Annotated in this window: 27 protein-coding genes; 19 read left to right on the top strand and 8 right to left on the bottom strand. The window is 64.8% G+C overall.

From position 1 onward, the window contains the following. The first annotated feature begins 49 nt into the window (after window positions 1–49). The 4 genes from HUTA_RS10955 to HUTA_RS10940 are packed head-to-tail and all read left to right on the top strand — an operon-like array spanning window position 50 to window position 2975. Window positions 50–730, top strand: coding sequence for a glycosyltransferase family 2 protein (locus tag HUTA_RS10955; protein ID WP_015789977.1), 681 nt, complete (start codon window positions 50–52; stop codon window positions 728–730). Beyond that, complete coding sequence (locus tag HUTA_RS10950; RefSeq protein WP_015789976.1) at window positions 727–1077, top strand: DUF2304 domain-containing protein; 351 nt, start codon at window positions 727–729, stop codon at window positions 1075–1077. The genes HUTA_RS10955 and HUTA_RS10950 overlap by 4 nt, the downstream gene beginning before the upstream one ends. Continuing rightward, entirely contained in the window at window positions 1070–1939 is an 870-nt protein-coding gene (locus HUTA_RS10945; protein ID WP_015789975.1) for a polysaccharide deacetylase family protein, read from the top strand. The genes HUTA_RS10950 and HUTA_RS10945 overlap by 8 nt, the downstream gene beginning before the upstream one ends. Before the next feature lies 1 nt (window position 1940). After that, window positions 1941–2975 carry a lysylphosphatidylglycerol synthase transmembrane domain-containing protein gene (locus HUTA_RS10940; RefSeq protein ID WP_015789974.1) on the top strand — a complete coding sequence of 345 codons (1035 nt, stop codon included), beginning with the start codon at window positions 1941–1943 and terminating at the stop codon, window positions 2973–2975. Between the two features lie 22 nt (window positions 2976–2997). Here the strand turns inward: HUTA_RS10940 and HUTA_RS10935 are convergent, their stop codons facing one another. Continuing rightward, window positions 2998–4758, bottom strand: a complete 1761-nt coding sequence (locus HUTA_RS10935) for an ArnT family glycosyltransferase (protein ID WP_015789973.1) — start codon at window positions 4756–4758, stop codon at window positions 2998–3000. 129 nt (window positions 4759–4887) lie between these two features. Here HUTA_RS10935 and HUTA_RS10930 point away from each other — a divergent pair, with 129 nt between their 5' ends. Beyond that, the gene (locus HUTA_RS10930) at window positions 4888–5502 is read left to right on the top strand and encodes a DUF309 domain-containing protein (protein ID WP_015789972.1); all 615 of its coding nucleotides are present in this window, start codon (window positions 4888–4890) and stop codon (window positions 5500–5502) included. 46 nt (window positions 5503–5548) lie between these two features. On the opposite strand, the gene HUTA_RS10925 is transcribed toward HUTA_RS10930, so the two are convergent. Next, on the bottom strand, window positions 5549–5968 hold the full coding sequence (locus HUTA_RS10925; protein ID WP_015789971.1) for a CBS domain-containing protein: 420 nt from the start codon (window positions 5966–5968) through the stop codon (window positions 5549–5551). Window positions 5969–6157: 189 nt separating this feature from the next. Here HUTA_RS10925 and HUTA_RS10920 point away from each other — a divergent pair, with 189 nt between their 5' ends. Then, window positions 6158–8365 carry an ABC transporter substrate-binding protein gene (locus HUTA_RS10920; protein ID WP_015789970.1) on the top strand — a complete coding sequence of 736 codons (2208 nt, stop codon included), beginning with the start codon at window positions 6158–6160 and terminating at the stop codon, window positions 8363–8365. Window positions 8366–8373: 8 nt separating this feature from the next. On the opposite strand, the gene purQ is transcribed toward HUTA_RS10920, so the two are convergent. Beyond that, window positions 8374–9048 carry a phosphoribosylformylglycinamidine synthase I gene (purQ, locus tag HUTA_RS10915; RefSeq protein WP_015789969.1) on the bottom strand — a complete coding sequence of 225 codons (675 nt, stop codon included), beginning with the start codon at window positions 9046–9048 and terminating at the stop codon, window positions 8374–8376. After that, window positions 9045–9293: a phosphoribosylformylglycinamidine synthase subunit PurS gene (gene purS, locus HUTA_RS10910; RefSeq protein ID WP_015789968.1), complete on the bottom strand. Its 249-nt coding sequence runs from the start codon at window positions 9291–9293 to the stop codon at window positions 9045–9047. The genes purQ and purS overlap by 4 nt, the downstream gene beginning before the upstream one ends. Before the next feature lie 273 nt (window positions 9294–9566). On the opposite strand from purS, the gene HUTA_RS10905 reads away from it, so the two are divergent. The 6 genes from HUTA_RS10905 to HUTA_RS10880 are packed head-to-tail and all read left to right on the top strand — an operon-like array spanning window position 9567 to window position 13445. Then, complete coding sequence (locus tag HUTA_RS10905) at window positions 9567–9842, top strand: hypothetical protein (RefSeq protein WP_245529098.1); 276 nt, start codon at window positions 9567–9569, stop codon at window positions 9840–9842. A 5-nt stretch (window positions 9843–9847) separates the two neighbouring features. Further along, window positions 9848–10399 (top strand): NADH-quinone oxidoreductase subunit B family protein, encoded by a 552-nt coding sequence (locus tag HUTA_RS10900; RefSeq protein WP_015789966.1) that lies wholly within the window; start codon window positions 9848–9850, stop codon window positions 10397–10399. Then, entirely contained in the window at window positions 10374–10847 is a 474-nt protein-coding gene (locus HUTA_RS10895; protein ID WP_015789965.1) for an NADH-quinone oxidoreductase subunit C, read from the top strand. Before HUTA_RS10900 ends, HUTA_RS10895 begins: the two co-directional genes overlap by 26 nt. Beyond that, window positions 10847–12106: a hydrogenase large subunit gene (locus HUTA_RS10890; protein ID WP_015789964.1), complete on the top strand. Its 1260-nt coding sequence runs from the start codon at window positions 10847–10849 to the stop codon at window positions 12104–12106. The genes HUTA_RS10895 and HUTA_RS10890 overlap by 1 nt, the downstream gene beginning before the upstream one ends. Next, window positions 12103–13089 (top strand): complex I subunit 1/NuoH family protein, encoded by a 987-nt coding sequence (locus HUTA_RS10885; RefSeq protein WP_015789963.1) that lies wholly within the window; start codon window positions 12103–12105, stop codon window positions 13087–13089. Before HUTA_RS10890 ends, HUTA_RS10885 begins: the two co-directional genes overlap by 4 nt. Then, window positions 13086–13445: an NADH-quinone oxidoreductase subunit I gene (locus tag HUTA_RS10880; protein ID WP_015789962.1), complete on the top strand. Its 360-nt coding sequence runs from the start codon at window positions 13086–13088 to the stop codon at window positions 13443–13445. Before HUTA_RS10885 ends, HUTA_RS10880 begins: the two co-directional genes overlap by 4 nt. A gap of 11 nt (window positions 13446–13456) precedes the next feature. Here the strand turns inward: HUTA_RS10880 and HUTA_RS10875 are convergent, their stop codons facing one another. Continuing rightward, window positions 13457–13954 carry a hydrogenase maturation protease gene (locus tag HUTA_RS10875; protein WP_015789961.1) on the bottom strand — a complete coding sequence of 166 codons (498 nt, stop codon included), beginning with the start codon at window positions 13952–13954 and terminating at the stop codon, window positions 13457–13459. Between the two features lie 248 nt (window positions 13955–14202). Between HUTA_RS10875 and HUTA_RS10870 the strand changes: the two genes are divergently transcribed. The 5 genes from HUTA_RS10870 (at window position 14203) to HUTA_RS10850 (ending at window position 19444) form a co-directional block, all read left to right on the top strand. Continuing rightward, window positions 14203–15693, top strand: coding sequence for a complex I subunit 5 family protein (locus tag HUTA_RS10870; protein WP_015789960.1), 1491 nt, complete (start codon window positions 14203–14205; stop codon window positions 15691–15693). Further along, entirely contained in the window at window positions 15690–16238 is a 549-nt protein-coding gene (locus tag HUTA_RS10865) for an NADH-quinone oxidoreductase subunit J (RefSeq protein ID WP_015789959.1), read from the top strand. The genes HUTA_RS10870 and HUTA_RS10865 overlap by 4 nt, the downstream gene beginning before the upstream one ends. Beyond that, a complete protein-coding gene (locus HUTA_RS10860) occupies window positions 16235–16519 on the top strand; it encodes an NADH-quinone oxidoreductase subunit K (RefSeq protein ID WP_015789958.1) in 285 nt (94 codons plus the stop codon). Before HUTA_RS10865 ends, HUTA_RS10860 begins: the two co-directional genes overlap by 4 nt. After that, a complete protein-coding gene (locus tag HUTA_RS10855; protein WP_015789957.1) occupies window positions 16513–18396 on the top strand; it encodes an NADH-quinone oxidoreductase subunit 5 family protein in 1884 nt (627 codons plus the stop codon). Before HUTA_RS10860 ends, HUTA_RS10855 begins: the two co-directional genes overlap by 7 nt. 85 nt (window positions 18397–18481) lie before the next feature. Further along, complete coding sequence (locus tag HUTA_RS10850) at window positions 18482–19444, top strand: formyltetrahydrofolate deformylase (RefSeq protein ID WP_143920368.1); 963 nt, start codon at window positions 18482–18484, stop codon at window positions 19442–19444. Window positions 19445–19646: 202 nt separating this feature from the next. Here HUTA_RS10850 and HUTA_RS10845 read toward each other — a convergent pair whose 3' ends face one another. Beyond that, complete coding sequence (locus HUTA_RS10845; protein ID WP_015789955.1) at window positions 19647–19868, bottom strand: hypothetical protein; 222 nt, start codon at window positions 19866–19868, stop codon at window positions 19647–19649. Window positions 19869–20221: 353 nt separating this feature from the next. Next, entirely contained in the window at window positions 20222–21250 is a 1029-nt protein-coding gene (locus HUTA_RS10840) for a phosphoribosylaminoimidazolesuccinocarboxamide synthase (RefSeq protein WP_015789953.1), read from the bottom strand. A 126-nt stretch (window positions 21251–21376) separates the two neighbouring features. On the opposite strand from HUTA_RS10840, the gene HUTA_RS10835 reads away from it, so the two are divergent. Next, window positions 21377–22732: an ATP-binding protein gene (locus HUTA_RS10835; RefSeq protein WP_015789952.1), complete on the top strand. Its 1356-nt coding sequence runs from the start codon at window positions 21377–21379 to the stop codon at window positions 22730–22732. A 39-nt stretch (window positions 22733–22771) separates the two neighbouring features. On the opposite strand, the gene HUTA_RS10830 is transcribed toward HUTA_RS10835, so the two are convergent. Beyond that, window positions 22772–23578, bottom strand: a complete 807-nt coding sequence (locus HUTA_RS10830; protein WP_015789951.1) for an aldo/keto reductase — start codon at window positions 23576–23578, stop codon at window positions 22772–22774. Between the two features lie 134 nt (window positions 23579–23712). Here HUTA_RS10830 and HUTA_RS10825 point away from each other — a divergent pair, with 134 nt between their 5' ends. Further along, window positions 23713–24591: an MBL fold metallo-hydrolase gene (locus tag HUTA_RS10825; protein ID WP_015789950.1), complete on the top strand. Its 879-nt coding sequence runs from the start codon at window positions 23713–23715 to the stop codon at window positions 24589–24591. The last annotated feature ends 52 nt before the right edge of the window (window positions 24592–24643 follow it).

Genomic DNA, 24643 nt, shown 5'->3' with positions numbered 1-24643 from the left:
ATGCGTTGGGAACGATACGCCTAAGTGATCGCACGGTGGCGATCCTACCGTGCGAACGGTCGCCGTCATCCCCGCGTACAACGAGCGCGAGACTATCGAGTCCGTCGTCGACGGGACCAGCCGTCACGTCGAGGAGGTCGTCGTGGTCGACGACGGCTCGACGGACGGGACACCCCAGCTCGCCCGGGAAGCGGGCGCGACGGTGATCGAACACGTCTTCAACACGGGCGTCGGCGGCGCGGTCCGGACCGGGTATCGCTACGCCATCCGGAACGACTTCGACTTCGTGGTCCAGGTTGACGCCGACGGACAACACGATCCCGAAGAAATTCCGCGGCTGCTCTCGGTGGCCGAGGACGCCGACATGGTGATCGGCAGTCGGTATCTCAACGAGAGCTTTCAGGAGTATTCGTGGCTCAGAGACCTCGGGATCCGGTCGTTCACTGCCGTCGTCAACGTGCTTGGCGGCGTCGACGTCACGGACGTCACGAGCGGATTTCGGGTCTATCGCGTCACTGCCTTAGAGCGGTTGTTGCATCGCTCGGACAAACACTGGGCGGTCGAACAGACCCTGGAGGCCGCCAGACGCGATCTGGACATCCGGGAGGTCTCGATCGCAATGCCGACCCGGGAGACGGGGTCCTCGCAGTTCACGGTCGAGACCTTTGCGCTCTACCCACTGCGCATGACCGATGCCATTCTCCGGGTACTGCTCTTTCGTGAATCATGACCTACAGTCTCGTCAACGTCCTCGCCGTGCTCGTCGGGCTCGCCTTCCTCTGGAACGCCTATCGCATCGTCGGTCGTGGCCGGGAGGACCTCGCCATTCTCGCGCTGTCGCTCGTCCTCGGCGGCGGGTTGATCTTCGTCGGGATATTCCCGAGTACCTTCGAGGTTGTCGCAACGGTACTCGGACTCAACTGGAAGGCCAGAGCGATGCTCGTCCTCTCGAATCTGACGCTGTTCGTGGTCGTGACGTATTTGTTCGATCGCCTCGGACGACTCGCCGAACGCGTCTCGACGCTCAACGAGGAGCTCAGTCTGCTCCGGGCCGAACTCGACGAGCACGATGACTGATCGACAGGCGGTCCTCTCGATCGACGTCGAACTGTTCGATCAGATACCGGCGTACCGGAACGCTGACGGGGTCGTTGATCGGGACGACATCGGTCTCGACGGCCTCACCTTTCTCCGGGAAACACTCGATGCCCACGGCGCAGGAGCCACGAGCTTCGTGGTCGGCGAACTCGCCGAGCGCCACCCCGACGCGATTCGCTCGCTCGCCGAGGACGGTCACGAGATCGGCTCACACACGCACACTCATCGGCTACTGTCGGATCTCGATCCGGCGACACAGCGCGAGGAGATCGAACGCTCACGCGCAGTGCTGGCCGAAGCGACCGGCCAGGACGTATCGGGATTCCGTGCGCCGTCGTTCGATCTGGCCGACGATCACTTCGAGACCCTCTCGCGGGCGGGCTACGGCTACGATTCGAGTATCGTGTCGAGTCGGGCGATTCCGGGATGGTACGGCGGTGAATACGATGTCCACCAGCCAGTGTCGGCGACGGAGATCGACGCCGTTGCACCCGCGGATATGCGGGAACTACCGGTCAGCGTCATGCCCGGACTGCGACTGCCCCTGACCGGGACCTGGCTGCGGTTTTTCGGCCCCCGATACACGATCGCAGGAATGCGATGGCTGGCCCGCCGGGGAATCACGCCGATCCTGTATATCCACCCCTGGGAATGCGTCGATCTGCCTGCCGTCGAGGGGGTCCCGTCGCGGGTGTATTACCACACTGGAGCGTGGATGCGCCGGGCGATCGAACGAATCCTGTCGAGTGAATTCACATTCGTTCAGGCTGGGGACGTCGTCGGAACGACCGACGGCGACGGTTCCAACGACCACGGCACCGTCACCGACGGAGGTGAGTGACGTGGACGCGGGGCGGGTCCGGGCCGTCGCTGTCACGCTCGTCCAGTATGCGGTCGCCCTGGTCGCGCTCGGGTGGGCGGTGTCACAGACCGATCCGATCGAGGCGCTGTCGTTGCTCGCCGGACTCGATCCGCTCACGGTACTGGGTATCCTGCTGGCGAGCCTGCTCGGCCTCCTCGCCCGGTTTGAGACCTGGCGGGCGACGCTCGGGCCGATCCAGCCGACGGACCGCCGGACAGCCGGCAGTGTCGCCCTCGTGGTCAACTTCGTCAACCAGTTGCTGCCGTCGCGACTGACGGGCCGACTCGCCGCGCCGTTCGTCCTCCGGAGCAAAGTTGGGGTGTCCTACGCCGACGGGACCGCGATCTCGGGGGTTCACACGGCGATGTATGCACTCCTGTACGGCGCAGTCGCGACTGTCGGCCTGGTGTTCGCCGTCGACCGGCTCTCGATCGGCCTCACCGGCCTCCTGGCGCTCTCGATCGGCCTGTATCTCGTGGCCGGGGTGGCTATTCTCGGAGCCGGGACGAACCTCGAACGCCTCGACTGGGTGTTCGCGGGCGTAACGCGCCTGCTGAGGTATCTCCCCCGCGTCGGTGAATCGCTCGCTGCGCGCGCGGAGAACGCCGTCTCGTTCACGGCCGACTCGACGGCCGCGTTCCGGACGATCGCCGGCGATCCGGGCGTCTGGGTCAGGTACACTGCGGGGTGGCTCGTGGCGAAACTGATCGCCCCGGGCGTACGCGTCTGGCTGTTGCTCTCGGGGTTCGGCGTGGCCTTCGAACCGGGGCTGCTGTTGCCACTGTATCTCGTGATGGCCTACAGCGTGACGCTGTTGCCGCTGACGCCCGGCGGGTTCGGCGTGACAGAGGCGACGGCGACGGCCGTCTTCGTCGCGCTCGGGGTGCCAAGCGCGGTGATCGTCCCCGTCGTCTTCGTCGATCGGTTCCTCGACATCTACCTCCCGGCGCTGGCGGGCTGGTATCCGTTTCTCGGGATCGATCGGGCATCGCTCCGGACCGGCGAAGGACACTGAGAACGCGACCGTGGCCGCCTGCTCAGAACGGTGGGTCGCGATCAGCATCGCACTCGCCGGTCGACTGGAGGATCACCGTGAACTGGTTGGGACGGAGTTCCTGTTCGTCCGCGTGTTGATCGACCTGCGGGACGATCCCGTATGGGAGCAGGTCCACGAGCGAGCCTGGGGTCGGCCGCTGCGGGAAGTACGCCGGCGGCCGGGAGCCGAACTCGGCGACGGTCTCGTAGCCGGATTCACCGTCGAGAAGCCCCCGAATATATGCCTGTCGCCGCGGCGAGTTCCGGAGATACGTCTCGTCGAGATACACCAGATCGCGATAGGTCAGCATGATGTACTCCGGGCAGGCGGTGAACTCGCCTTCCTTGTAGGTCACGTTCGCGCCGTGGGGAAGTGCCGTGTCCTGGAAGTGCCACCGGTAGGTCTCGATCGTCTCGTTCTCGCGGACACGATCGTCCAGCCAGGCTGCGGCCTGATCGCGTGGCGTGTCAGCGTAGCCAGCGACGCCGACGCCGGCGTAGACACCCGAACTGACGATCAGTGCGACCGTGAGAACGCGGGCAACGGTCTCGCGGCGGTCGCGAAGCTCCACGAGCCACGTCGCGACGAGGATTGCGAGCAGCGGGAACGTCGGCAGGAGGTGGTGGACACGAAAATCGTGCCAGGGGACGTACAGCGCGGCGAACCCGCCGATCGTTGCCAGGACGAGGAGCGTCCCCGTGTTCGCGCGGCGGCGGCCGACCCGGGAGAGGGCAGCGACGAGGCCGCCGACGCTACCGACCAACAGCGGGAGGCCGAGGCCGTTGAAATACCCGCGGGCGAACCACCACCACGTCGGCGCGGTGGGGCCGTGAGGGTTCCCCGGGCGGCTGATCGAGTGGCCGCCGATCCGGCTGAGCACCGGGTCGAACGCGCCGACGAGCGTCGTCGGGAGTCCGACCACGATGGCAAGTAAGCCAAGCGCCGCACCGATCCCGATCAGTCGCGGACGGTAGAGTGATCGCGGCCACGCCTCTCGCTCGCGGGCACGCAGCACGTGGGCGAGCGCGATCAGCGCGATCACGACCGCCATCGTCAGCTTGAACGCCATCGCGACGCCGCCGACCGCGCTCGCGGCGTAGAACGTCCACGTCTCGCCCGAGCGGACGAACAGGATCAACAGATAGAGGGCCACGAGCAGGAAAAACAGCGCCGGCATGTCCTCGCCACCCTCGTGGGCGATCGTCAGGAAGCCGAACGTGAGTGTCAAAAACAGCGCCGCAAGCCGGCCGGTCGATCGATCGGCGATCGTCGTGGCGATCCGGTAGGTCAGGTACACCGAACCGACCGCGAAGGCGACATTGAACAGCCGGACCAACCCGATGTAGCCGGTCCAGAACCACGCCGGGACCTCGTTCCAGATCGGGAAGTGGCCGAACGCCCAACTGATGTGCGGGGTTCCGGTGATCGCGTCGAGATTGCCGGTCAGGACGGCGACGGCGATCATCGGGACGAGCGCGAGCCCGAACAGGTAGAACGTCGCCCCGAACGGGACCCGACCCCACGCGACGCCCTGCTTGAGCCCCTCATAACTCGGATCGGCGACGACCGATCGGAAGGCGACGAGGGGATCCAGCGCCCGGCTCCACTCGTCTCTGGTGGCGAGGTTCGGGAGCCGATGCCAGAACCAGAAGCCCGACAGGACCGCTGCCAGGACGAGCAGGGCCGGCAGATACGGATCCGTCCGGAGATCGTCGAGAACGCGGGCTTTCGCCCGGCCGAGCAGTGCGCGAACGGGGACCATCTACCGCAATTTTCCCCCGAGGTGTGCAAAAATCTGTCTGACTCGGGCAGCCGTCTGGCACGGCTGCCATCCGTCGGGCACGGGACTGCAGACAGAGGCGTTTTGTCGGAGCAGGCCCGAACGAAGCGCATGGACGCCGCTTTGCGGGCCGGGATCGCGCTCTACAACGCCGGGTACTATCGGATCACCCACGACGCCTGGGAAGCACCGTGGCTCGGGATGGGGGGTCGCCAGGAACCCAAGGACTTCCTCCAGGGACTGATCCAGTTCACCGTCGCCATTCACCACGCTACCGTCGACAACGAATCCGGCGCGCGGAAACTCGCCGGCCGCGCACAGACGTATCTGGAGGGGTATCCACAGGAGTATCAGGGCGTGGATCTCGGTCCAGTGCGGGCGTACCTCGCTGCACTCGAAGTCGACCCCGCTCACGTCGAGGACACCGACCCGCCGACGATGACCCACCACGGCGACGTCATCGAACTGGCCGATCTGGACTTCGAGGAGACAACGCTGGCTGCCGAGGCGATCGCCGAGGTCGAGGGCGACGAGGAACTCCTCGACGCCGCGATCGAGTTCGCCGAAGCCGACCTCGACGACGGCGACGAGGGAAGTCAGTTCATCACGTTCGTCTTCGATTACGTCCGGAGCCCGGACGATCGAGGGATCATCCGGCAACGACTGAGCGAACACGTCGATCGGCGACAAGGGCGGGAAGCGGATGTCGAAGGCCTGTTCGAGTGAGTGCCGGTCGCCGGCGGAAAATATCGATGTGTCCAGCACCGGCGCGTCAGTACGCCGGCCGCTGGGCGCGGATGGTCGAGGCGAGTTGCTGTTCCTCGTCGGCGATGAGTTCCGTCAGATCGTCAGCGGTGACGATCCCGGTGAGTTCGTCCCCGTCGGTGACCGGGAGCCGGCGGATGCCGGCGTCGCTCATCAGGTTCGTCGCCTCGTAGAACCCGGCGTCCGCCTCGATCGTCTTGAGGTCCGCCGTCATCACGTCCGCGGCGGTCGTTTCAGTCCGGTCGCGTTCCTTGCCGAGCACACGGATGGCAAGATCACGGTCGGTGACGATCCCGACCGGTGTGTCGTCGTCGGTGATGACGACGCTGCCGACGTCTTCGGCATCCATCCGCCCGGCGAGTTCGGTGACCGGCGTCTCCGGCTGTGCTGTGACCACGTCGCTTCGGGCGAGGTCTGTGACTGGCATCTGGGCACCCCGTTAGATGTTCAGTCGGCACCAACATAATAGTTCATTATATTTTTCGGGGGAAAAGACTGCGGATAGAGACAATACGGCTTGGACTCGGAGCAACCAGTGACGAAGGAAACGGAAAAACCTCTCACCAATTGTCACGTGGCAGTGGTTTAAATAGTAGTCCGTGGGAAGGCGAGAATAATGTCAGACGAGTTTTCACTCAGTCCAACCCGTCGGCAGTTGCTCGCATCGCTTGGGACTGGCGGCGTGCTTGCTGGTGGGGTTGCGGGTTTCAGGACGATGGCGGATGTCGTCACCCCAATAGCAGCCCAATCGCCCCAGCGCGGGACACTCGTGGGGACGATGACCGGCCCTACCCAGGGACTGCACTTCAACCTCTTTGGAACGTCGAGCGCGGATATCCCCGCTGCGATGGTGTTTGACCCGACGGTGAAATACCATCGTGGTCGCGGCGAATTCATCCCGGCCGCCGTGACGGAGTGGACAGTCGAGGGCGAAACCATGACCCTCTCGCTGCGACCGGATCTTGTCTGGGACGACGGCGATCCGGTGACGGCCCGCGATCTGCGAACCCAGCTACTGCTCGGCAAGACCGTCGACGACGATCTTTGGGAATACGCCACGGCAGTCGAGACGCTCGGGGAAAAGCGACTCGCGGTTCACTTCGACGCGTCGTACAATCCGGACTTGCTCGAACGCATCGTTCTCGGAGACCGCCGACTGTTCGTCAAACATGAGTATTACGAGCCGTTTCTGGAGACGTTACGTGCCGACGGCGAAATCGCCGCCAGAGAGGAACTCATGGCATTCACGCCTACGTCGATGGGCGAATTCGCCGCAAGCGGCCCCTTCACTGTCGACTCGATCGACACCGAGGGAATCAAACTCGAACTGAATCCGACCCATCCCGACAGCGATTCCATCGGGTTCCAGTCCTACGAGTTTCGCGCCTTGCTCGGAACAGACACGGGGTTTCAGGCACTCGAAACCGGCCAGGTCGACGTGATCGCCTCGATGTCGACGCTACCGAACCAGCCCATCGAATTGCCATCATCCGTTGTACAGGTGCGGATCCCCGATTATTGGGGGTTGGGCCTCTGGCCGAACCACGATGTCGAGCCGCTGGACGACCGGGCCGTCCGACAGGCAATCGCCTTTGTCATCGACCGCTCGGCCGTGACCCAGGCGAGTGGCCGGGAAACGAACCAGCCGGTAGAGACGCCAAGTGGCCTGCCGGCGTCCGCTGTTGCGGACTGGATAGCGCAGGATTCACTGGAGACGTATGTCGATCCGGATAACGAGGCTGCGACAGACGTCCTGTCGAGGGCAGGATATACTCGCGAGGATGGAACCTGGACGGCGGAGGACGGGACCCCCCTCGGCTTTTCGATATCGGTCCCCGAGTTCATCACCGACTTCGTCAACGCGACGGATTCCGTCGCCGAACAACTCCGTTCGTTCGGCATCGAAGCCGACGTTCGGGAAGTGACGTTTCGGGACATCTTCGCCGGTGACTTCGACGTCGTGTCGGGGTGGTGGCTACCGGGGAGCATCGACAGTACACACCCGTACGTCGCGTACAGGTTCGGGTTCGGCATGGGGATGGTCCAGCCCGATCTACTCGAGTATCCAGGGTTGGACAGCACCGTGACTGTGCCCGCGGACGGGAACAACGGCTCGATAGACGTCACTCCCCAAGACGAACTGGAAGCGCTGGCCACGACTGTCGACCGCGGCGAGGCCGAATCGATCGTGCAGCGACTCGCAAAGGTGTACAACGCGGACCTTCCGATGCTCCCACTCTACCGGAGTCAATATACGTCGTTCATCGATACGAGCGCCGTCGACGCACCGGCGGAAGGTTCACCGAAGTTCCAGATCACGTGGCCCCCGCACTGGCTTGTTCGAACCGGCGATCTGCACAGTCCAGGCTGGGCCGAGAACGAAGCCTCGACACCCACCGAGACAGTGACAAATACGCCGACTGCGACGGACACGGAACGGGAGACGCCATCGGCAACCGAAACCGAGACGACACAACCGACGGAGACGGCGACAGAATCCAGCCCGTCGACACCGAGCGAGACGGCGACGAAAACGGTGACGCCGACAGCAACCCCGACAGACCCAAAAACAGCGACAGTCAGCGAGACAGTCACGAACACTCCGGCAACGACCGAGACAGACCGATCGGCCACTGAATCACGGACGACGACGGTCACGGAGATACCGACCTCGACGACCGATGCTGAATCAGAAGGTGGCCAGAACACCCAGGACAGCACCGACGGAGCCACCACGACCAACGGTCCGGGGTTCGGTCTCCTCTCGTCGGTGGCTGGATTAGGTAGCTACGCGCTCTATCGGGCCAGGAAACGGGACGGGTAGACGACCGATCAGGCAAACCCAGACAGAACGCCACGGCCGTCAATCCCGCCGATGTCGGCGAGGGCCATCCGTTCGGGATGGGGCATCATGACGGCGACGTGGTCGGCCTCCCCGGTGACGCCCGCGACGGCGTGTTTTGAACCGTTGGGGTTGGCTTCGGGCGTGACGTTCCCCTCGGCGTCGCAGTACCGAAAGAGGATGCGATCCTCGGCTTCGAGTGCGTCGAGACGGTCGTCGCTGATCTCGAAGCGCCCCTCGCCGTGGGCGATCGGTAGCTCGATGACCTCGCCTTCCTCGTACTGACTCGTCCAGGGCGTCTCGCTATTCTCGACGCGGAGGTGGACGTGCTCACACTGGAATCGCGCGCTCTCGTTGGTGGTGAACGCGCCAGGAGTTAGCGAGGCCTCACACCCGATCTGGGCCCCGTTGCAGATCCCCAGCACGGGCGTGCCATCGTCGGCGGCCGCCCGAACCTCGGCCATGATCGGCGAGTGGGCGGCCATCGCGCCCGCCCGGAGGAAGTCGCCATAGGAGAACCCGCCGGGAAGGACGATCCCCTCGGCATCGGCCGGTAGGTCGTCCTCGTGCCAGACGAGTTCGGCGTCGACGCCGATCGACTCGAGGGCCTGAACGGTGTCCCGATCGCAGTTGCTCCCGCCGAACTGGATGACGGCGACGGTCATTGCTCGACGGCGACCTCGTAGTCGTGGATGGTCGGGTTGGCGAGCAGGCGCTCGGCCATCTCCTCGACGCGGTCTCTGGCCGCCTCGCTATCGGTTGCCTCCAGGTCGATCTCGAAGCGGTCTGCCGCCCGGAGCGCGTCGAGTTCGAAGCCGAGGCGTTCGAGCGCCTCGCGGGTGGTCTCGGCCTCCGGATCGAGCACCCCCTCCTTGAGCTGGACAGTCACGGTCGCGGTGTAGGTACTCATCGCGTGGAACGCGGATGGCAGCCGCGAAAACTCTTGTGACTTTCCCCAACCCGATCGCTCCAGAGTTATGCCACACACGTAAGATATCTTATATACCGGCGTTTACCGGCAATACCTTCCTTATCGTTCACGAAGGAAACCAAATATCTATAATCGAGACAAGCTTTATCTGGTGGAATATCGTATTTTCAACTCGATATGGTGACTGATATCCTTCTTGCACCGCCGATCGCCTTTGGTATATTTCTTCTGATAAGTTTCACTATTGATCGTGTGGGAGACAGGATCGCGTCGGACCGGGCCGACGCCGGTGAGGCGTTCCGGACGGCGTGGGCCAGCGGCGAGGAGCCGCCGAGCGGCCAGGGGCGGCCCCGGTATCGGCTCTATCACGTCGGGATCGGCTTTACGATCATTCATGTCGCCGTGTTGCTCGTCGCGACGATCCCGATCGACGCGAACGGGGTATTACTCGGCGTGCCGCTGCTTGCCGTCGTCGGACTGGCGCTGTTCGCGATCGTCGAGGGCGGCCGACCACAACCAGGGAGGTAACACACATGGGACGCATCATCGACTGGGCGCGGAACCGCTCGCCGTGGATACTCCACATGAACTGTGGGAGTTGCAACGGCTGTGACATCGAGACGCTGGACGCGCTGATGCCCCGGTACGACGTCGAGCGCTTTGGCATCCAGCAAAAGGACACGCCGCGACACGCCGACGTGCTCGTCGCGACGGGGCCGGTGACCAAGCAGATGGCTCCCCGGCTGGAGCGCATCTACGAGCAGATGCCCGAGCCGAAGCTGGTGATCGCCGCCGGGTCGTGTGCCGCGACGGGCGGCGTCTTCCAGGACTGTTACAACTGCCACGAGGGCATCGACGACGTGATCCCCGTCGACATGTACGTCCCCGGGTGTCCGATTTCGCCCGAGACGCTGATCGACGGCATCGTCGCACTGTTAGAAGAGGCCGGCCAGGAGGCCAAAGCCGAGCGCCTCGCGGCGGCCAAACCCGAGATCGTCCAGGGCGGCACACGGATCGACGAGGCCGTCGCGGCCGATCCAGAGCAACAGGAGGGAACGGATGACACCGAGCCAGTTGAAGCGTAAGCTCGACGACGAACTGTCCGAGCTACTCGCCGCCTCGGAGGAACACGACTGCGGTCGCCTGGAGTTCGTCCTCGCTGACAGGGATGCTCTCGTCGAGGCCATCGAGACACTTCAGGAAATGGGCATCACCCACCTCGTCACGATCACCGGCGTCGACGCCGGCGACGAGATCGAGGTGCTGTATCACTTCCTCAAGTACGGCGAGTACGACGACGGCGACCTGAGCGAGGGCGTCGAACTCACGATCCGGGCGATCGTCCCGAAGGACGATCCCACGATCGAGACACTCACCGACATCCTCCCCGGCGCGACGCTGTACGAGCGTGAACTCATGGACATGCTCGGCGTCGAAGTCACGGGCCACCCCAACCCGGAGAAGCTCCTGCTTGCCGACAACTTCGACGGCGGGCCGCCGCTGCGAGCCGAGAACCTGGAGGTGAGCGACTGATGTCCGAAGACGTCTCAGGCACGGAAATTCCGGTCGGCCCACAGCACCCCTCGTTGAAGGAACCCGCCAACTTCACGCTGACCGTCGACGGCGAGGTCATCACCGGGGCGGATCTCAAACTGTCGTACAACCACCGCGGGATCGAACAGGCCGTCCTCTCGAAAAGCTATCTGGAGAACATCTATCTGCTCGAGCGCATCTGTGGTATCTGTTCGCACGCCCACACGACCTCCTTTGCCATCGGCGTCGAGGACCTCCTCGATCTCGACGTTCCCCGGCGGGCGAACTACATCCGGACGCTGATCGGCGAACTCGAACGCATCCACAGCCACATGCTCTGGCTCGGGGTCGCGGGCCACGAGATTGGCTTCGACACCCTCTGGCAGTACGCCTGGCGCGACCGTGAGATCGTGCTGGACCTCTTAGAGGAGATTACGGGCAACCGGATCCACTACTCGATCAACACGATCGGCGGCGTCCGCCAGGATCTCACAGCGGAGCAACGCGAGACCGTCCTCGAAAAGATGGACGAACTCGAGGAACGCATCGACTTCTATCTGGAGACGGTTCCCAACGAGGAGACGGTCCGGATGCGATGTGAGAACGTCGGCACTGTCTCAGCCGAACTCGCCCGGGAGTACTGTGCGGCCGGGCCGGTCGGTCGCGCCTCGGGGCTACCCGTCGACGTTCGGCGGGATGCCCCCTACGCTGCCTACGACGAGATGGACTTCGACGTGATCACGGACACGGCAGGCGATCTCCTCGCGCGGACGACGGTTCGGATCCGCGAGATCGCAGAGAGCATCTCGATCATCAGGCAGGCCGCCGCGGATATTCCAGACGGGGATCTCAAGGCCAGCCCGAAGCCGGTCCAGGCGCTGCTGGCACAAATTCCCGAGGACGACGTCGTCAGCCGCTACGAGGCCCCCCGCGGCGAACTCATCCACTACATCCGGGCCGACGGGACCGACACGCCCGAACGGGTTCACATCCGGGTGCCGACGCTCGCCAACTGGCCGACCGTCGTCGAGGCGCTGCGCGGCAGTTACATCGCCGACACGCCGATCGTCGTCGCCGGGATCGACCCCTGTATCAGCTGTACCTCCCGGATCGGCGTCGAGACCGACGGCAGCCACGGCGGCGAGGACTCGTTCAACCTCGAGGAATTGCGTGAGTACGGCATGGAATGGTACGACAAACGCACCGACGGCGGATCGGTGTCGAGCGAGTCGGGAATCGACCGGGGTGACCGACCGTGAGCCTCGAGATCGACCTCGCGACCGGGTTGCTCTACCTGCTTGTATTCCCCGGCTTTGCGTTCCTGTTCACCTACGCGCTGGCCGCCGAATACGTCGACCGGAAGCTCTACGCCCGCCTGCAGAACCGCGTCGGGCCGCCGCCGCTGCAGCCACTGGCGGACTTCCTGAAGCTACTGGCCAAGGAGTCGGCCGTCCCCGAGAACGCGACCGAACGGATCTACCGGGCCGCGCCACTGACGGGGCTGGCCGGCGTCCTGACCGCGATGTTGTACATCCCCGTCTGGAGCGAGGCGGCGGCGATGTCCTTCGAGGGCGATCTGGTCGTCGTCCTCTTTTTGCTCTCGCTGCCGTCGTTCTCGCTGTTCTTCGGCGGGTGGTACTCCGGGAACGTCTTCAGCCAGGTCGGGACCACCCGGACGATCACGCAGCTGTTTGGCTACGAGATTCCGTTCTTCCTGGCGTGTTTCGCGCCGGCGGTCGCCGCGGGGACGCTCGAACTGTCGAGCATCGTCGCGTTCGTCGGGTCGAACCCGGCGTACGTGGTCGTCTTCGCCCCGGCGTTCGTCATCGGGCTGCTGTCGCTGCAGGCCAAACTCGAACGCATCCCCTTCGACGCGCCGGAGGCCGAGTCCGAACTCGCGACCGGGGCACTCGCGGAGTACTCCGGCCGGAAACTCGCGCTGTTCCGTCTCACGAAGGACGTCGAACTCGTCGTCGGCGCAGCACTGCTGTCGGCGCTGTTCCTCGGCGGCCCCTACCCAGTCGGAGCAATCGAGGGGATCGGTGGGGCCGTGCTCGGGATCGCGGTCTTCCTCGTGAAGACACTCGCGATCGTGGCCGTCCTGTCGGTCCTCAAGGGCGTGCTCGCGCGCCTCCGGATCGAGCAGGTCGTCGACGTGTTCTATCGGTGGCTCGTCCCGATCGGGCTCGTCCAGATCGGACTCGTACTGGCTGTCGGACTGTACGCGGAGGGACTCCTATGAGCTTACCAGGCAAACTCCTCCCCGAGGCGCTGAAAACCCTCGGGAAAGACCGCGCGACCGTATCGTACCCCAAGAACAAGCGCACGCTCCCCGATCGCTTCCGGGGAGCCGTCGAGTTCGATCCCGACCCCTGTACCGGGTGTGGGATGTGCGAACGCCACTGTGCGGCCGACGCGATCGTCGTCGGGACCGACGACGACGGCAACGTCACCTGGGAGTACGACGTGGCCAAGTGCATGTTCTGTGGGCAATGCGAGGAATCCTGCCCGACCGACGCCATCGTGATGGGCAAGGACTTCGAACTCGCCGACAGCGACCGGGAGTCCTTCGAGGAATCGTACACCTTCGAACGGTGAACCGCGTCGCGCTACCGGGTTCGTTCCAGCGCATCGCTCAACTCCGCCGCCAGGTCGTCGAGCCGCTGCTCGACGGCCGGCGAAAGCTCGGTCCCGAATTCGATCCGGGCCGGTTCGATGCCGAACAACGCCACGGCAGCGTCCATCTCGCGAGTGAGAAAGGTTTCCAACATCGCCGGGGTTGACTTATGCGACGAAAAGGACTCGCCACCGAGGTCGTCGGACTCGATCCACTTCGAGTCGCCGGGCTCGCCGTCGAAGGCGATAGCGTCGACCAGGACGATCCAGTCCGGATCGAACCGGCGGATCACGCCCGTCTGATTTTCGGGCGCGACGCCGCCCTCGATCACGCGGAGTCGGTCGTCTTCGAGGCCGGACAATCGACGGACGACTTCGAGGCCGACGGCGTCGTCGCCGCGCAGCTCCGAACCCATGCCGACGAGGGCGACGCGATCGGCAGCGTCGATTTGCGGTGGCGTCGTCACACGTTTGTCCAGGATTCGCCCCATCTAAAGCGACTCGTTCGAGGACGACCGTTGCCGAGTCGCCGACCAGCAAAGCGCCAGACACGTTTGGGAACAAAAATGAAGAAAGTCGAAGCTGCCATCCGAATTAAGTCGAATGATTCAAGAAGTATTCACCGGAAAAACAGAGGTATGTATTCGTCCGTGACCCAGCGAACGCGACGGGTTCGCGACGGTCGGCGAGAAACCGAGGCGAAGGGTGTGCATCGGGACCGTTCGCCGGGAGGACAGCCGTGACCGAGACGCCGCTTGCGATGGCCCCGTTGCTCGCGCTGTTCGCGGGCATCTTCGCCACGTACCTGGTGGGCCGTATCGACCACGACCGGGCGAGCGAGGCGAGTGGCATCGTCGCGGTCACAGCCGTTCTCGCCGCCCTCGTCGGGACCTGGACGCTGTGGACCCGCTCACTCCCGATCGAATACGCGATCGGCGGGGCTGGCGTCGGGGTCCAGGTCACGGCCCTCAGCATCTTCCTCTCGGTCGTGGCGTGCCTGCTCGGACTGGCCGTGACCGTCTACACGATAGCCGGCACGGACGACGAGGGGGCCACGGAGCTCTACGATCCGCTCCTGCTGGCGGCGGTCGCCGGCGTCGTCGGCATCGGCTTTGCGGCCGATCTGTTCTCGCTATACGTCTTCTTCGAGGTGATGGCCGTCGCGACCTACGCGCTGGTCCCCTTCGCCGTGTCCCGGGCGACCGCCGTCGAAGCCGGCTTCAAGTATGTCGTGCTGAACACAGTCGGCTCGTTGCTGGCGATCTTCGGCGTGTCGCTGGTGTATGCCGAGACCGGCGGCACGCTCGCCTTTGGCGGGGTCGCCGAGGCGCTCGCTGGCACAACGGAGGTCGCGACCGCCGCCGTGCTCTTCCTGGTCGTCGGTTTCGGCGTGAAGGCCGCGATCGTCCCGCTCCATACGTGGGTGCCGGACGCCTACGCCGAGTCGCCGGCCAGTGCGAGCGCGTTGCTCGCCGGCCTGGCGACACCCGCCGCCGCCGTGGCGATGGGCAAGGCGCTGTCGGTGTTTCCGGGGGCGATCCCGGTCGGCCTCCTGCTGGTCGTCTTCGGCGCGATCACGATGACCGTCGGGAACTTCCTCGCGCTGGGCCAGCGCGACCTCAAGCGGCTGCTCGCCTATTCGTCGATCCCCCACGTCGGCTACGTCGTCTTCGGCTTCGGGATCGGCTTCCACGGCGGATTCGGCGTCGCGGTCGACGGCGCACTCTTTCACGTGCTCGCGAACGCGTTCATGAAGGGCGGGGCCTTCCTCGCCGTCGGTGCGATCGGGTATCGACTCGCAAGCAGGGACGTGGCGAACCCGCGCCACCTCGACGATCTCGCCGGGATCGGCTACCGGATGCCGGTCGCCGCTGGCGCGATCGCGGTCGCGGTCCTGGCACTCGCCGGCGTCCCGCCGCTGGCGGGCTTCTGGGGCAAACTCCTCATCGTCGTCGGCGGTGCCGAGGTGTCAGGCTGGCTCGGTGTCGCCCTGGCCCTGCTGGTGATCGGCAACTCCTTTCTCTCGCTGGGGTATTACCTCCCGGTTCTCCGGAGTCTCTTCGCCAGCCCTGACGACGCCGTGGGCTCGGCCGCTCGGACGCCGACGCTGCTGGCGCTCCCGATTCTGGCTTTGACTGCCGGAACAATTCTGCTCGGGATCGTTCCCTCGGTCGGGTTCGACCTCGTTGAGCCGGCCACCGACGTCCTGCTCTCGGGGGTGACACCATGACGGCGCTGACGACGGCGGCGCTCGTGGCGACGGTCGGCCTCGCGCTCTCCGCGGTCGCCGCCCGGGACTTCCTCGTCTCGATCCTCTCGCTGTCGGGCGCAAGCGTCGCGCTTGCGGTGTACTTCTATCTGGCCGGTGCGCCGATCGCGGCCGTCTTCGAGGCGGTCGTGGCCGCCGGACTGGTGACGGTCCTGTTTTTGCTGATGATCAGCCTGACCGACGCCGAGACCGCCACGCTGATCGAGCAGCGCAAACTGCCGATCGTCGGGCTGGCACTGGGCGCGCTACTGGGCGTCGGCCTGGTCGTCTGGGGCCTGCTTGGCGGGCTCTCGTCCGGCGGGGGAAGCGAGATGGAACTCGCCGAGGCGCTGTGGGCCGAGCGGTCGGTCGACCTGCTCGCGGTGACCGTCCTGCTGTTCGTCGGCGTCCTCGGGATCATCCGCCTCACCGCCGAACGTTTCGACGCGACTGATCGACCCGTCACGAGTGAAGGAACCCCGATCGGGCGGGGCAGAGAATCCGAGAACACGGAGGGAGAATCATGACTGCACTCGCCTACGGCGTGGCGATCGCGCTGCTACTGATCGGCCTGGCGGCGGTCCTCAGCGGGGCCAACGCGGTGAAGACGCTGATCGGGATCGAGATCGCCTCGAAGGGCGTGCTCGTGAACTTCGTCGCGACCGATCCGGCCGGCAGCCAGGGGATCGTGATCCTGTTGATCCTGATCGACGCCATCGTCGTCGCCGTCCTGCTGGGTCTGGTCGTTGCAGTGTATCGCCAGTACGGAACCCTCGATATGGACGCACTCGGGAGGTTAACATGGTAACGAATCGACGGACACTGCTCGCATCGACACCCGGTCTGCTCGTCGCCGGCGCACTCGCCCTGGCGGTCGCGCTGGTGGGACCAGGACTCGAAACGCCCGCCATGCTGGCGCTCGGGGCGATTTCCCTACCGTTCGTCGGCGCGGCACTGTTGCCGTACGTCGCCGTCGCCGGTGATCGAATCCGGAACGCGGTCGCCGTGGGCGTCGGTGTCGTGACGGCTATCTTGACGCTATCGCTGATTCCGCGAGCGCTATCGGCGGAAACGCCGGCAGCCGTCCACTACGACCTGGGGTGGGTGCCCGCCATCGACGTCTCCTTTGGGCTGTATCTGGACGTCCTCGGCGTGATGATGGCGACCATCGCGGGTGTCGTCGGGGCGCTCGCGCTGGTCTTCTCGACGCGCTTCATGGAACGCGAGGGGGGACTCACCCGCTACTACGCGCTGACCCTGCTGTTCGTCGGCGGGATGATCGGCTTCGCGCTGACCGACAGCCTCGTCGCGCTGTACGTCTTCTGGGAGGTTCTGGGGCTGTGTTCGTTTGGCCTGATCTCCTTCTGGCTCGAAGACGACGCCTCCTTCGCGGCGGGCGTGAAGGCGTTCGTTACGACCCGTTTCGGCGACATCGGCCTGCTGGCCGGGATCGCCACCCTGTACGTCGGCGGCGGGACGTTCTCGATCCGCGGGCTGATCGACCAGGCGGCCGCGGGCGCGCTGCCCGAGTGGACGCTCGCGGCCGCTGGCGGGCTGTTCATCGTCGCGGCCGTCGGGAAGTCCGCGCAGTTCCCCTTACACGTCTGGCTGCCGGACGCGATGGAGGCCCCGACGACCAGCACGGCGCTGATCCACGCCGCCTGTATGGTCAACGCCGGCCTCTACCTCCTGCTCCGGACCCGACCCATCTTCGACGGAGTGGCGTGGTGGACGACCGCCGTGCTCGCCATCGGGACGATTACAGCCTTCCTCGCAGCCGTGCTCGCGACCGTCGAGAACGACTTCAAGCGGGCGCTGGCGTACTGTACGATCAGCCAGCTCGGGTACGTCACGGCGGCGATCGGACTGGCCGGCGGGGTCCTGCCGGCGACCGCCCACGTCCTGAGTCACTCGATCTTCAAGGCGCTACTCTTTCTCGCTGCGGGGTCGGTCATCTTCGCGCTGGGCGGCACCGTCCACAAACACGTCGACATGTACGAGTTTCGCGGCGTGGGGAACCGCCGGCAGATGCCGATAACCAACGTCGCCTTCCTGGTGGGGATTCTCGGCTTGATCGGCGTACCCGGGTTCAACGGCTTCTGGAGCAAGGAATACATCTTCGCTACGGCGATGGACGGGAGTCCGATCGAGATGGCGGCCTTCGTCGTGCTCGCGATCACGGCCGTGCTGACGGTCGTCTACTCGTTGCGGATCTACTATCTGATGTTCCTCGGCGAGCCGAGCGAGTCCGTCACCGAATCGCCACTGGCGATGACTGGCCCGCTTTCGATCCTGGCTGGCCTGACGCTCACCTCGTGGCTCGCAATCGGCCCGCTCTCGGAGGCTCTGCAGACTTACTTCCCCGGCGCTGAGGTTCACAGCTATACGATCATGGAATTCGTCGAGCACACGCTCACCGTCCAGACACTGGCGTTGACTGCCGGGATCCTCGGACTCGGCTATCTCGGGTTCCGCTTCCGGAAACCGATCAACGACGCCGCCCCCGAAAGCCTGCTGTCAGTGCTCGCACTGGGCTACGGCTTCGACGCCGTCTACGAGCGATGCGTCGGGGCCTACCGCTGGTGGTGTGCCCGGACGCGGGTCATCCAGACTGGCGACCTCAACTACAACGTTGTCGGCATCGTGGTGGCGCTGGTGATCGGCGGGATCGTGCTGGTGATCTGACCGCCGCCCACGCCACGAAAGCGGACCCTTTTTGCTCGCGTGGACGCCATAGCGTGACAATGAGCGCCAGCACGCGACTCGCGAGGTGGTGGCCGTGACCCGTGAGTTCACCGAGATCACTGTGGTCGGCGACGACGAGACGGGGCTGATCGCGAACGTCACGTCGTTGCTGTTCGAGCGCGGTGTCAACATCGAGGATCTGGATCAGGCGGTCCGGGAGGGTGTCTTCCGGATGACCACGATGGTCGACACCAGCGAGATGATCGTCACCGAGGAAACGCTCCGGAACGATCTCCAGGATCTCGCAGCGGAACTCGACGTCGACATCACGGTCCGATTCCCGAAAGATAGAGAGACCCAGAGCATCGCCGTCCTCGTGACCAAGGAAAGTCACTGTCTGGAGGCGATCTTCGAGGCCTGGGCGAGCGGCAATCTGGGCGCGGACGTCGAGGTCGTCATCGGCAATCATCCCGATCTCCAGCCCCTTGCCGAGAAGTACGAGGTGCCCTTCCACGACATCGGCGACGAGAAGGGCACGCCCGACGAGGACGAACTGCTGGACTTGCTCGCGGAGTACGACACCGACCTGATCGTGCTCGCGCGGTACATGCGCATCCTCAGTCCGGACGTCGTCTTCCGATACGAGAACCGAATCATCAACGTCCATCCCTCGCTGCTGCCCTCCTTCCCCGGTGCCTCGGCGTACATGCAGGCCATCGAGGAGGGCGTCCGGATCGCCGGCGTGACCGCCCACTACGTGACGACTGACCTCGATCAGGGACCGGTCATCACCCAGCGGGTGTTCAACGTCCCGCCGGAGGCCACCGAGGAAGAACTCCAGGAGATCGGCCAGCCTCTGGAGGCCGAGGCGCTACTCGATGCGATCGACCTCCATCTCAACGACGAGATCTACGTCCACCGCGGCCGGACTCGGCTCCGGGAGCCGGAGGAGACCGACGCCCAGCTCGGCGCGCCCAAGGAACTCGACGATCTCAATCCCGACCGGCCGATCGATGGGCTGGGCGAGATCGTCAGCGAGGGCGAGTGAACGAAGTGAACGAGCCCTCGAAAGAAGCGAGCGGGGAGTGAAACGACCCGCGAGCAGCGAGGGCTCCCTGCGGTCGCCCTCGGAATGAGCGAACGGGGAACGAAGTGACCCGTGAGCGAGGCGGACGACGTGAAAACACGAGACAGCCGACTGCGATGACTGTCCGGGAGCAAAAACGAAAAAGGCGGAGCGGATGTTCGCGTTACTCGAGGCCGAGGTCGGCCAGCGAGTGAGTGTGCTGCCACGCACCGGCGACAGCGTCCACGTCGAAGGTGAGAACGCCGTCGGTGAGTTCGAGCCGGACGGACTCGTCGTCGATCTCCGTGTCGTGGAGATGGAGTTCAAGCGGCTGGCCGAAGTCCGCGACTGCAACCATCAGTTCACCGTTCGCTTCGAGTTTTTCCTGGAGTTCGTCAGCGTCCATGATTCGTTTCAGAGGTACGGGAAACGGACCCAAAAAGATTGCCATGCGTCGGATTGAGAGTCGGCAAACTGTGCATATTGGTAAAAACATTCATGTAGTTTGTTTTTGGCCAGCCTAAAAAGAGGCAGAATCGGCTCCTTCTGGAAGGGCTAAACCCCGGTGGTGCTGTAGGTGACATAGTCATGCAAGTAACGCACTACGACACGTGCCAGGAGTGTGGCAGTGACCTCGAATCCCCGACGAGCTACCGGCGTCACGCCTACTGTGCGGGCTGTCAGAACTAGGGTGGCATCGATGCCGCTGGCGCTGCCGGCAATGAATTACGGCTGTGAACCAGCTGAGAGCGTCCCCGCCTAGAGACTTCGGGCCGCGTCGATCGCGTCGTCGATGGAGGGAGCCTCGAAAACGTCCCGGTCGAGATACGCGTTCGTGCCGGCACAGTAGAGATCGCGCGCGACATCGATCACGTGCTGGTCGAGCGGTTCGGGCTCGCGATCGCACAGCGACTTCCAGTCGGCGATCCCTGCCTCGCTCGCCCGCGTTTTGGCTTCGCCGACGGCCTCGACCCATGCTGACTGCGTCCGCTTGTGGTACTGCCGGATGACCTCCTTGCTTACCTCCTGGCCGTCGTAGGAAAAGCGATTCTCGTCGAAGGTCCCCACGACGTCAGCGACGCGGATCTCCCCTTCGTAGTAGAGACACTCGATCTTGCCGTCCTCGTGGACGAACCCTGCCTCCACAGCCTGGCGGTTGAGTAGGTCGTTGACCTCGCGGGCGACCGATTCGAGGTCGGCGACGTTCGCACGGCCGGCGATCCGGTCGGCCTCCGCACGGGTGAGATACCGGTCTTGCTCCTCGTACTTCGTCGAGAACTCGACGACGGGTTCCGGTAACTCGACGGGCTCCTCGGGCCAGGACTCCCAGTCGAGGCCGTGGTCTTCGGGCTCGGATCGCTTTCGCAGACTCGATCCGACGGGGACGGTATTGCGGAAGACGATTTCCAGGGGGATCAGGTAGTTCTCGCCCGCCCCGTCGTGATAGGCGTCGTAGTCGTAGCCGTCGGCATCGTGGGGCAGGTCAGGCACCTGCGTCAGTTCGATGGCCATCTCGCGGGGCTGTGCGCCCGCATCGATCGCCGTCTCGATTGACACGGGCTCGCCATCGACGACGACCCCCTCGTAGTGGGTGGGGATTCCGTCGTCCTCCAGGGCCTCGAAGTTGGCCGCGCCCATCGTACACAGCGCGGCCCCCTTCCCCGGGATCTCGTCGGGCATTTTCCCCCAGTCGAACACCGAGTAGTCGTCAGTGAAGACGAACGCGCCCCGACCAAGGTCGGTCGCGGTGGGCTCGTCGTCGATCCGGAATTCCTTGACGCTAGTCATTGGATCGGCGTTTCGGGCCGGCGACCTTAGAGGTTGCACATTACGACAAAAGCGGCTGTGGCCGACCGGCGAACGCCTGGCCGTCTTCGAGTGGCTTATGTCGCTTGCGCTACAAAGTTCCCGGAGATGAGCGAACCGGAACGCGACGTCGTGGAGTTTGTCCTCACGACGGACGTCTACTCCGAGCGAGAGGATCTCGAACCGGACGATCTGCCGTCGATCTATCGGACCGTCTTCTGGGAAAACGGCACGATCGAACGGCCACTCGTCCCGACTGTCGAGGCCACCAGTGAAGCGGCCGACGTTGAGAACCCCTGGGACACGGTCTCGGGACTGATGTTTACCAGTCACGACGACTTCTCCGAGGAGATCAAACTCACCGACCGCGACATGGCCGAGGAGTGGCTACAGAAGCGAATCGAGCCCGACGAACTCCTCGAAAACCCGACACTGGCGTCGATCTTCGACGACGAATTCGACGAGGTGAGCTACGAGAAGGCTCGCGAACAGGTCAGACCGGCTCGCGCCGACCGGGCCTGGATCGACAGCCTGCTCGACGAGTACTTCGAGGACGAGGAGGAAGAGGAGATGCTCGACCTCGTTGACATCCGCGCGCCCGAGGAGGTCGACATGCGCCTGGACGACCTCGTGCTCACCGAGGACCAGGAGGGCGAGATCAACAAACTCGTCAAGGCCATCGAGCACCGCGATTACCTCGCGCGGATCGGCCTCCGGGAGATCGGCAAGCTCCTGTTCGTCGGGCCGCCGGGGACCGGCAAGACCAGCGTCGCCCGGGCCTTGGCCCACGAACTCGACCTGCCCTTTGTCGAGGTCAAGCTGTCGATGATCACCTCCCAGTACCTCGGCGAGACGGCCAAGAACGTCGAGAAGACCTTCGAGGTGGCCCGGCGGCTCTCGCCGTGTATCCTCTTCATGGACGAGTTCGACTTCGTCGCCAAGACGCGCGCCAGCGACGAACACGCCGCGATCAAGCGCGCCGTGAACACCCTGCTGAAGTCGATCGACGAGATCAGCCTCATCCAGGACGACGTCCTGTTGATCGGCGCGACCAACCACCCCGATCAGCTCGACGCGGCGGCCTGGCGGCGCTTCGACGAGATCGTCAACTTCCCAAAGCCCGACAAAGGGATGCGCTCAGACATCCTGCAGGTCGTCACTCGCGACATGGAGATCGACGACTACGATCCGGGAGAACTCGCCGGGATGACCGAGGGGCTGACCGGGAGCGACCTCCGGCTTGTCCTCCGAGAAGCCGTCCTGAACGCGCTGACCGAGGAGCGGACCACGCTCACACAGGAGGACCTCGTCAATGCGGTCGCGAACTTCGAGGAGCGTGACAATCTCAAGAACCTCGATATGATCGAAGGCGACCACGACGCGCTGGTCGCCGGCGGGACGCCGAGTGCGGATGGCGGCCACGATCACGACCAGGGCCACGACCACAGCCACTCCGACGATTAAGCGGGCAGTCGGCCCGACAGCAAGCGGGGTGTTTTCGCACTACTGGTTCCAGGGGGCGAAATCCGGATCGATGACCCGGTGCTCGCGATCGATGGCGTCGATCGCGGCGACGTCTTCGTCGTCGAGGGAGAGCTCGAACGCTTCCAGATTAGCCGCCAGATGCTCGCGGCTGCTGGCTTTCGGGATCGGAACGACGTGCTCTTTCGCGTCGAGCCACGCGAGGCTGACCGCAGCCGGGGAGACGCCGTGTTTCTCGGCGATCTCACGGATCGTCGGGTCCTCGAACACTTCGCCCTGGGCGAGCGGCGAGTACGCGACCAGCCAGTGGTCGTGCTCGCGGGCGTCCTCCCGAAGGCGATCCTGCTGGAGTAGCGGGTGACACTCGACCTGGTGGGCAGTGATCGGGACATCCAGAATCTCCCGGGCCTCCTCGAGCAACTCCGGCGTGAAATTCGAGAGGCCGATATGCTCGATCGTGCCCTCGTCGTGGAGTTTCGAAAGTGCGCCGAGGGTCTCTTCGGCGTCGTAGGTGTGGGTCGGCCAGTGGACGTACAGGAGATCGAGGTAGTCAGTCCCGAGCCGATGGAGACTCGCCGTCGTCGACTCGATGAGGTCCTCGCGGGCGAGATTTTCGGGATCGACCTTGCTCGCGAGGAAGACGGCATCGCGATCGACCGACGAAGTGGCGATCCCCTCGCCGACGTACTGTTCGTTGTCGTACCCCTGGGCCGTGTCGACGTGACGATAGCCGACGTCGAGCGCCGTCCGGACGTTCTCGACCCACTGCTCGCGGTTTTCGTCCGAGTAGGTGCCGAGACCGGGGACTGGCAATGTAGCAGGTGGCATCGGCCTGAATTGGCGGCCCGTCGGTTTCGGTCTGGCGGTCGCGACGGGGACAGCGTGTCGCCGACGGTCCAACCGGCGACCGTGGCCCACCGGGACCGTCACATCCTTAGCCGACCGCCGCTACGCTCCCGTCGATGGAAGTCACGCTGCTCGGGACCGGCGATACGACCGGGACGCCGACGGTCGGATGTGGGTGTGACGTCTGTGAGCAGGCGCGCGATCCCGACGACGCCCTCCGTGAGCAGTTGCGCGACCGCGGCGTCGAGGTCGGCGATCGCGGCGTCGAGCGGACCCGCTTTTCGGTCCACGTCCGCAACGAGCGTACCGACGAGACGCTGCTGATCGACGCGAGTCCCGACTTCCGGACCCAGTTCCTCCGGGAGGACCTCGACGCTCCCGACGCCGCGGTGATCTCCCACGTCCACTTCGATCACCTCGACGGCCTGGGCAACTTCTATCGCCTGACGCGGGACATGCCGGTCTATGCGGCCGGCGAGGTCGACCCCGCAACGGGCCAAAGCGTCGCCCAGAGCGTCCGCGAGCGCTACGACTACCTCGACGTGATCGACGTCAAGGCTCGCGATCCATTCGAGTCGTTCCGGGTCGCCGGCCTCGACGTCACGCTCGTCCCCGTCGATCACCCGCCGCTGTCGTGTTACGGCCTCGTGGTCGAGGACCCCGAGACGGGTGCGAAACTCTCGCTGTCGGGCGATACGAGTTACGAGGTCCCGCAAGCGAGTCGGGACGCCCTCGCCGGGGCCGACCTGTTGCTCGTCGACGGCATCCTCCCGGCCGACCGGTGTGACACCCACCCGGCCGGCGGGTCACACCACGACGACGAGGGGGTCCCGATGACCTACGGGAGCAAGCACATGACCATCGAGGGGGCTCAGCGCTTGAGCGAGGAACTCGACGCCGGCGAGTTGCGGATCGTCCACCTCTCGCACTACTTGCCGGTCGAAACGGCCTTCGACGTGCCGCTTGCGGTCGACGGCGAGCGGTTCGTGCTGTGAGAAGGAGTCCGCCGACGCCCAACATCTATGTGCTGGCGTGCGAAGGGCCGGC

Origin of the sequence: Halorhabdus utahensis DSM 12940, from assembly GCF_000023945.1 — an archaeon.
In the GTDB taxonomy this organism is placed as follows: domain Archaea; phylum Halobacteriota; class Halobacteria; order Halobacteriales; family Haloarculaceae; genus Halorhabdus; species Halorhabdus utahensis.
Note: the sequence above shows the minus strand (reverse complement) of the source record. Positions and strands in the feature narration are given on the sequence as shown.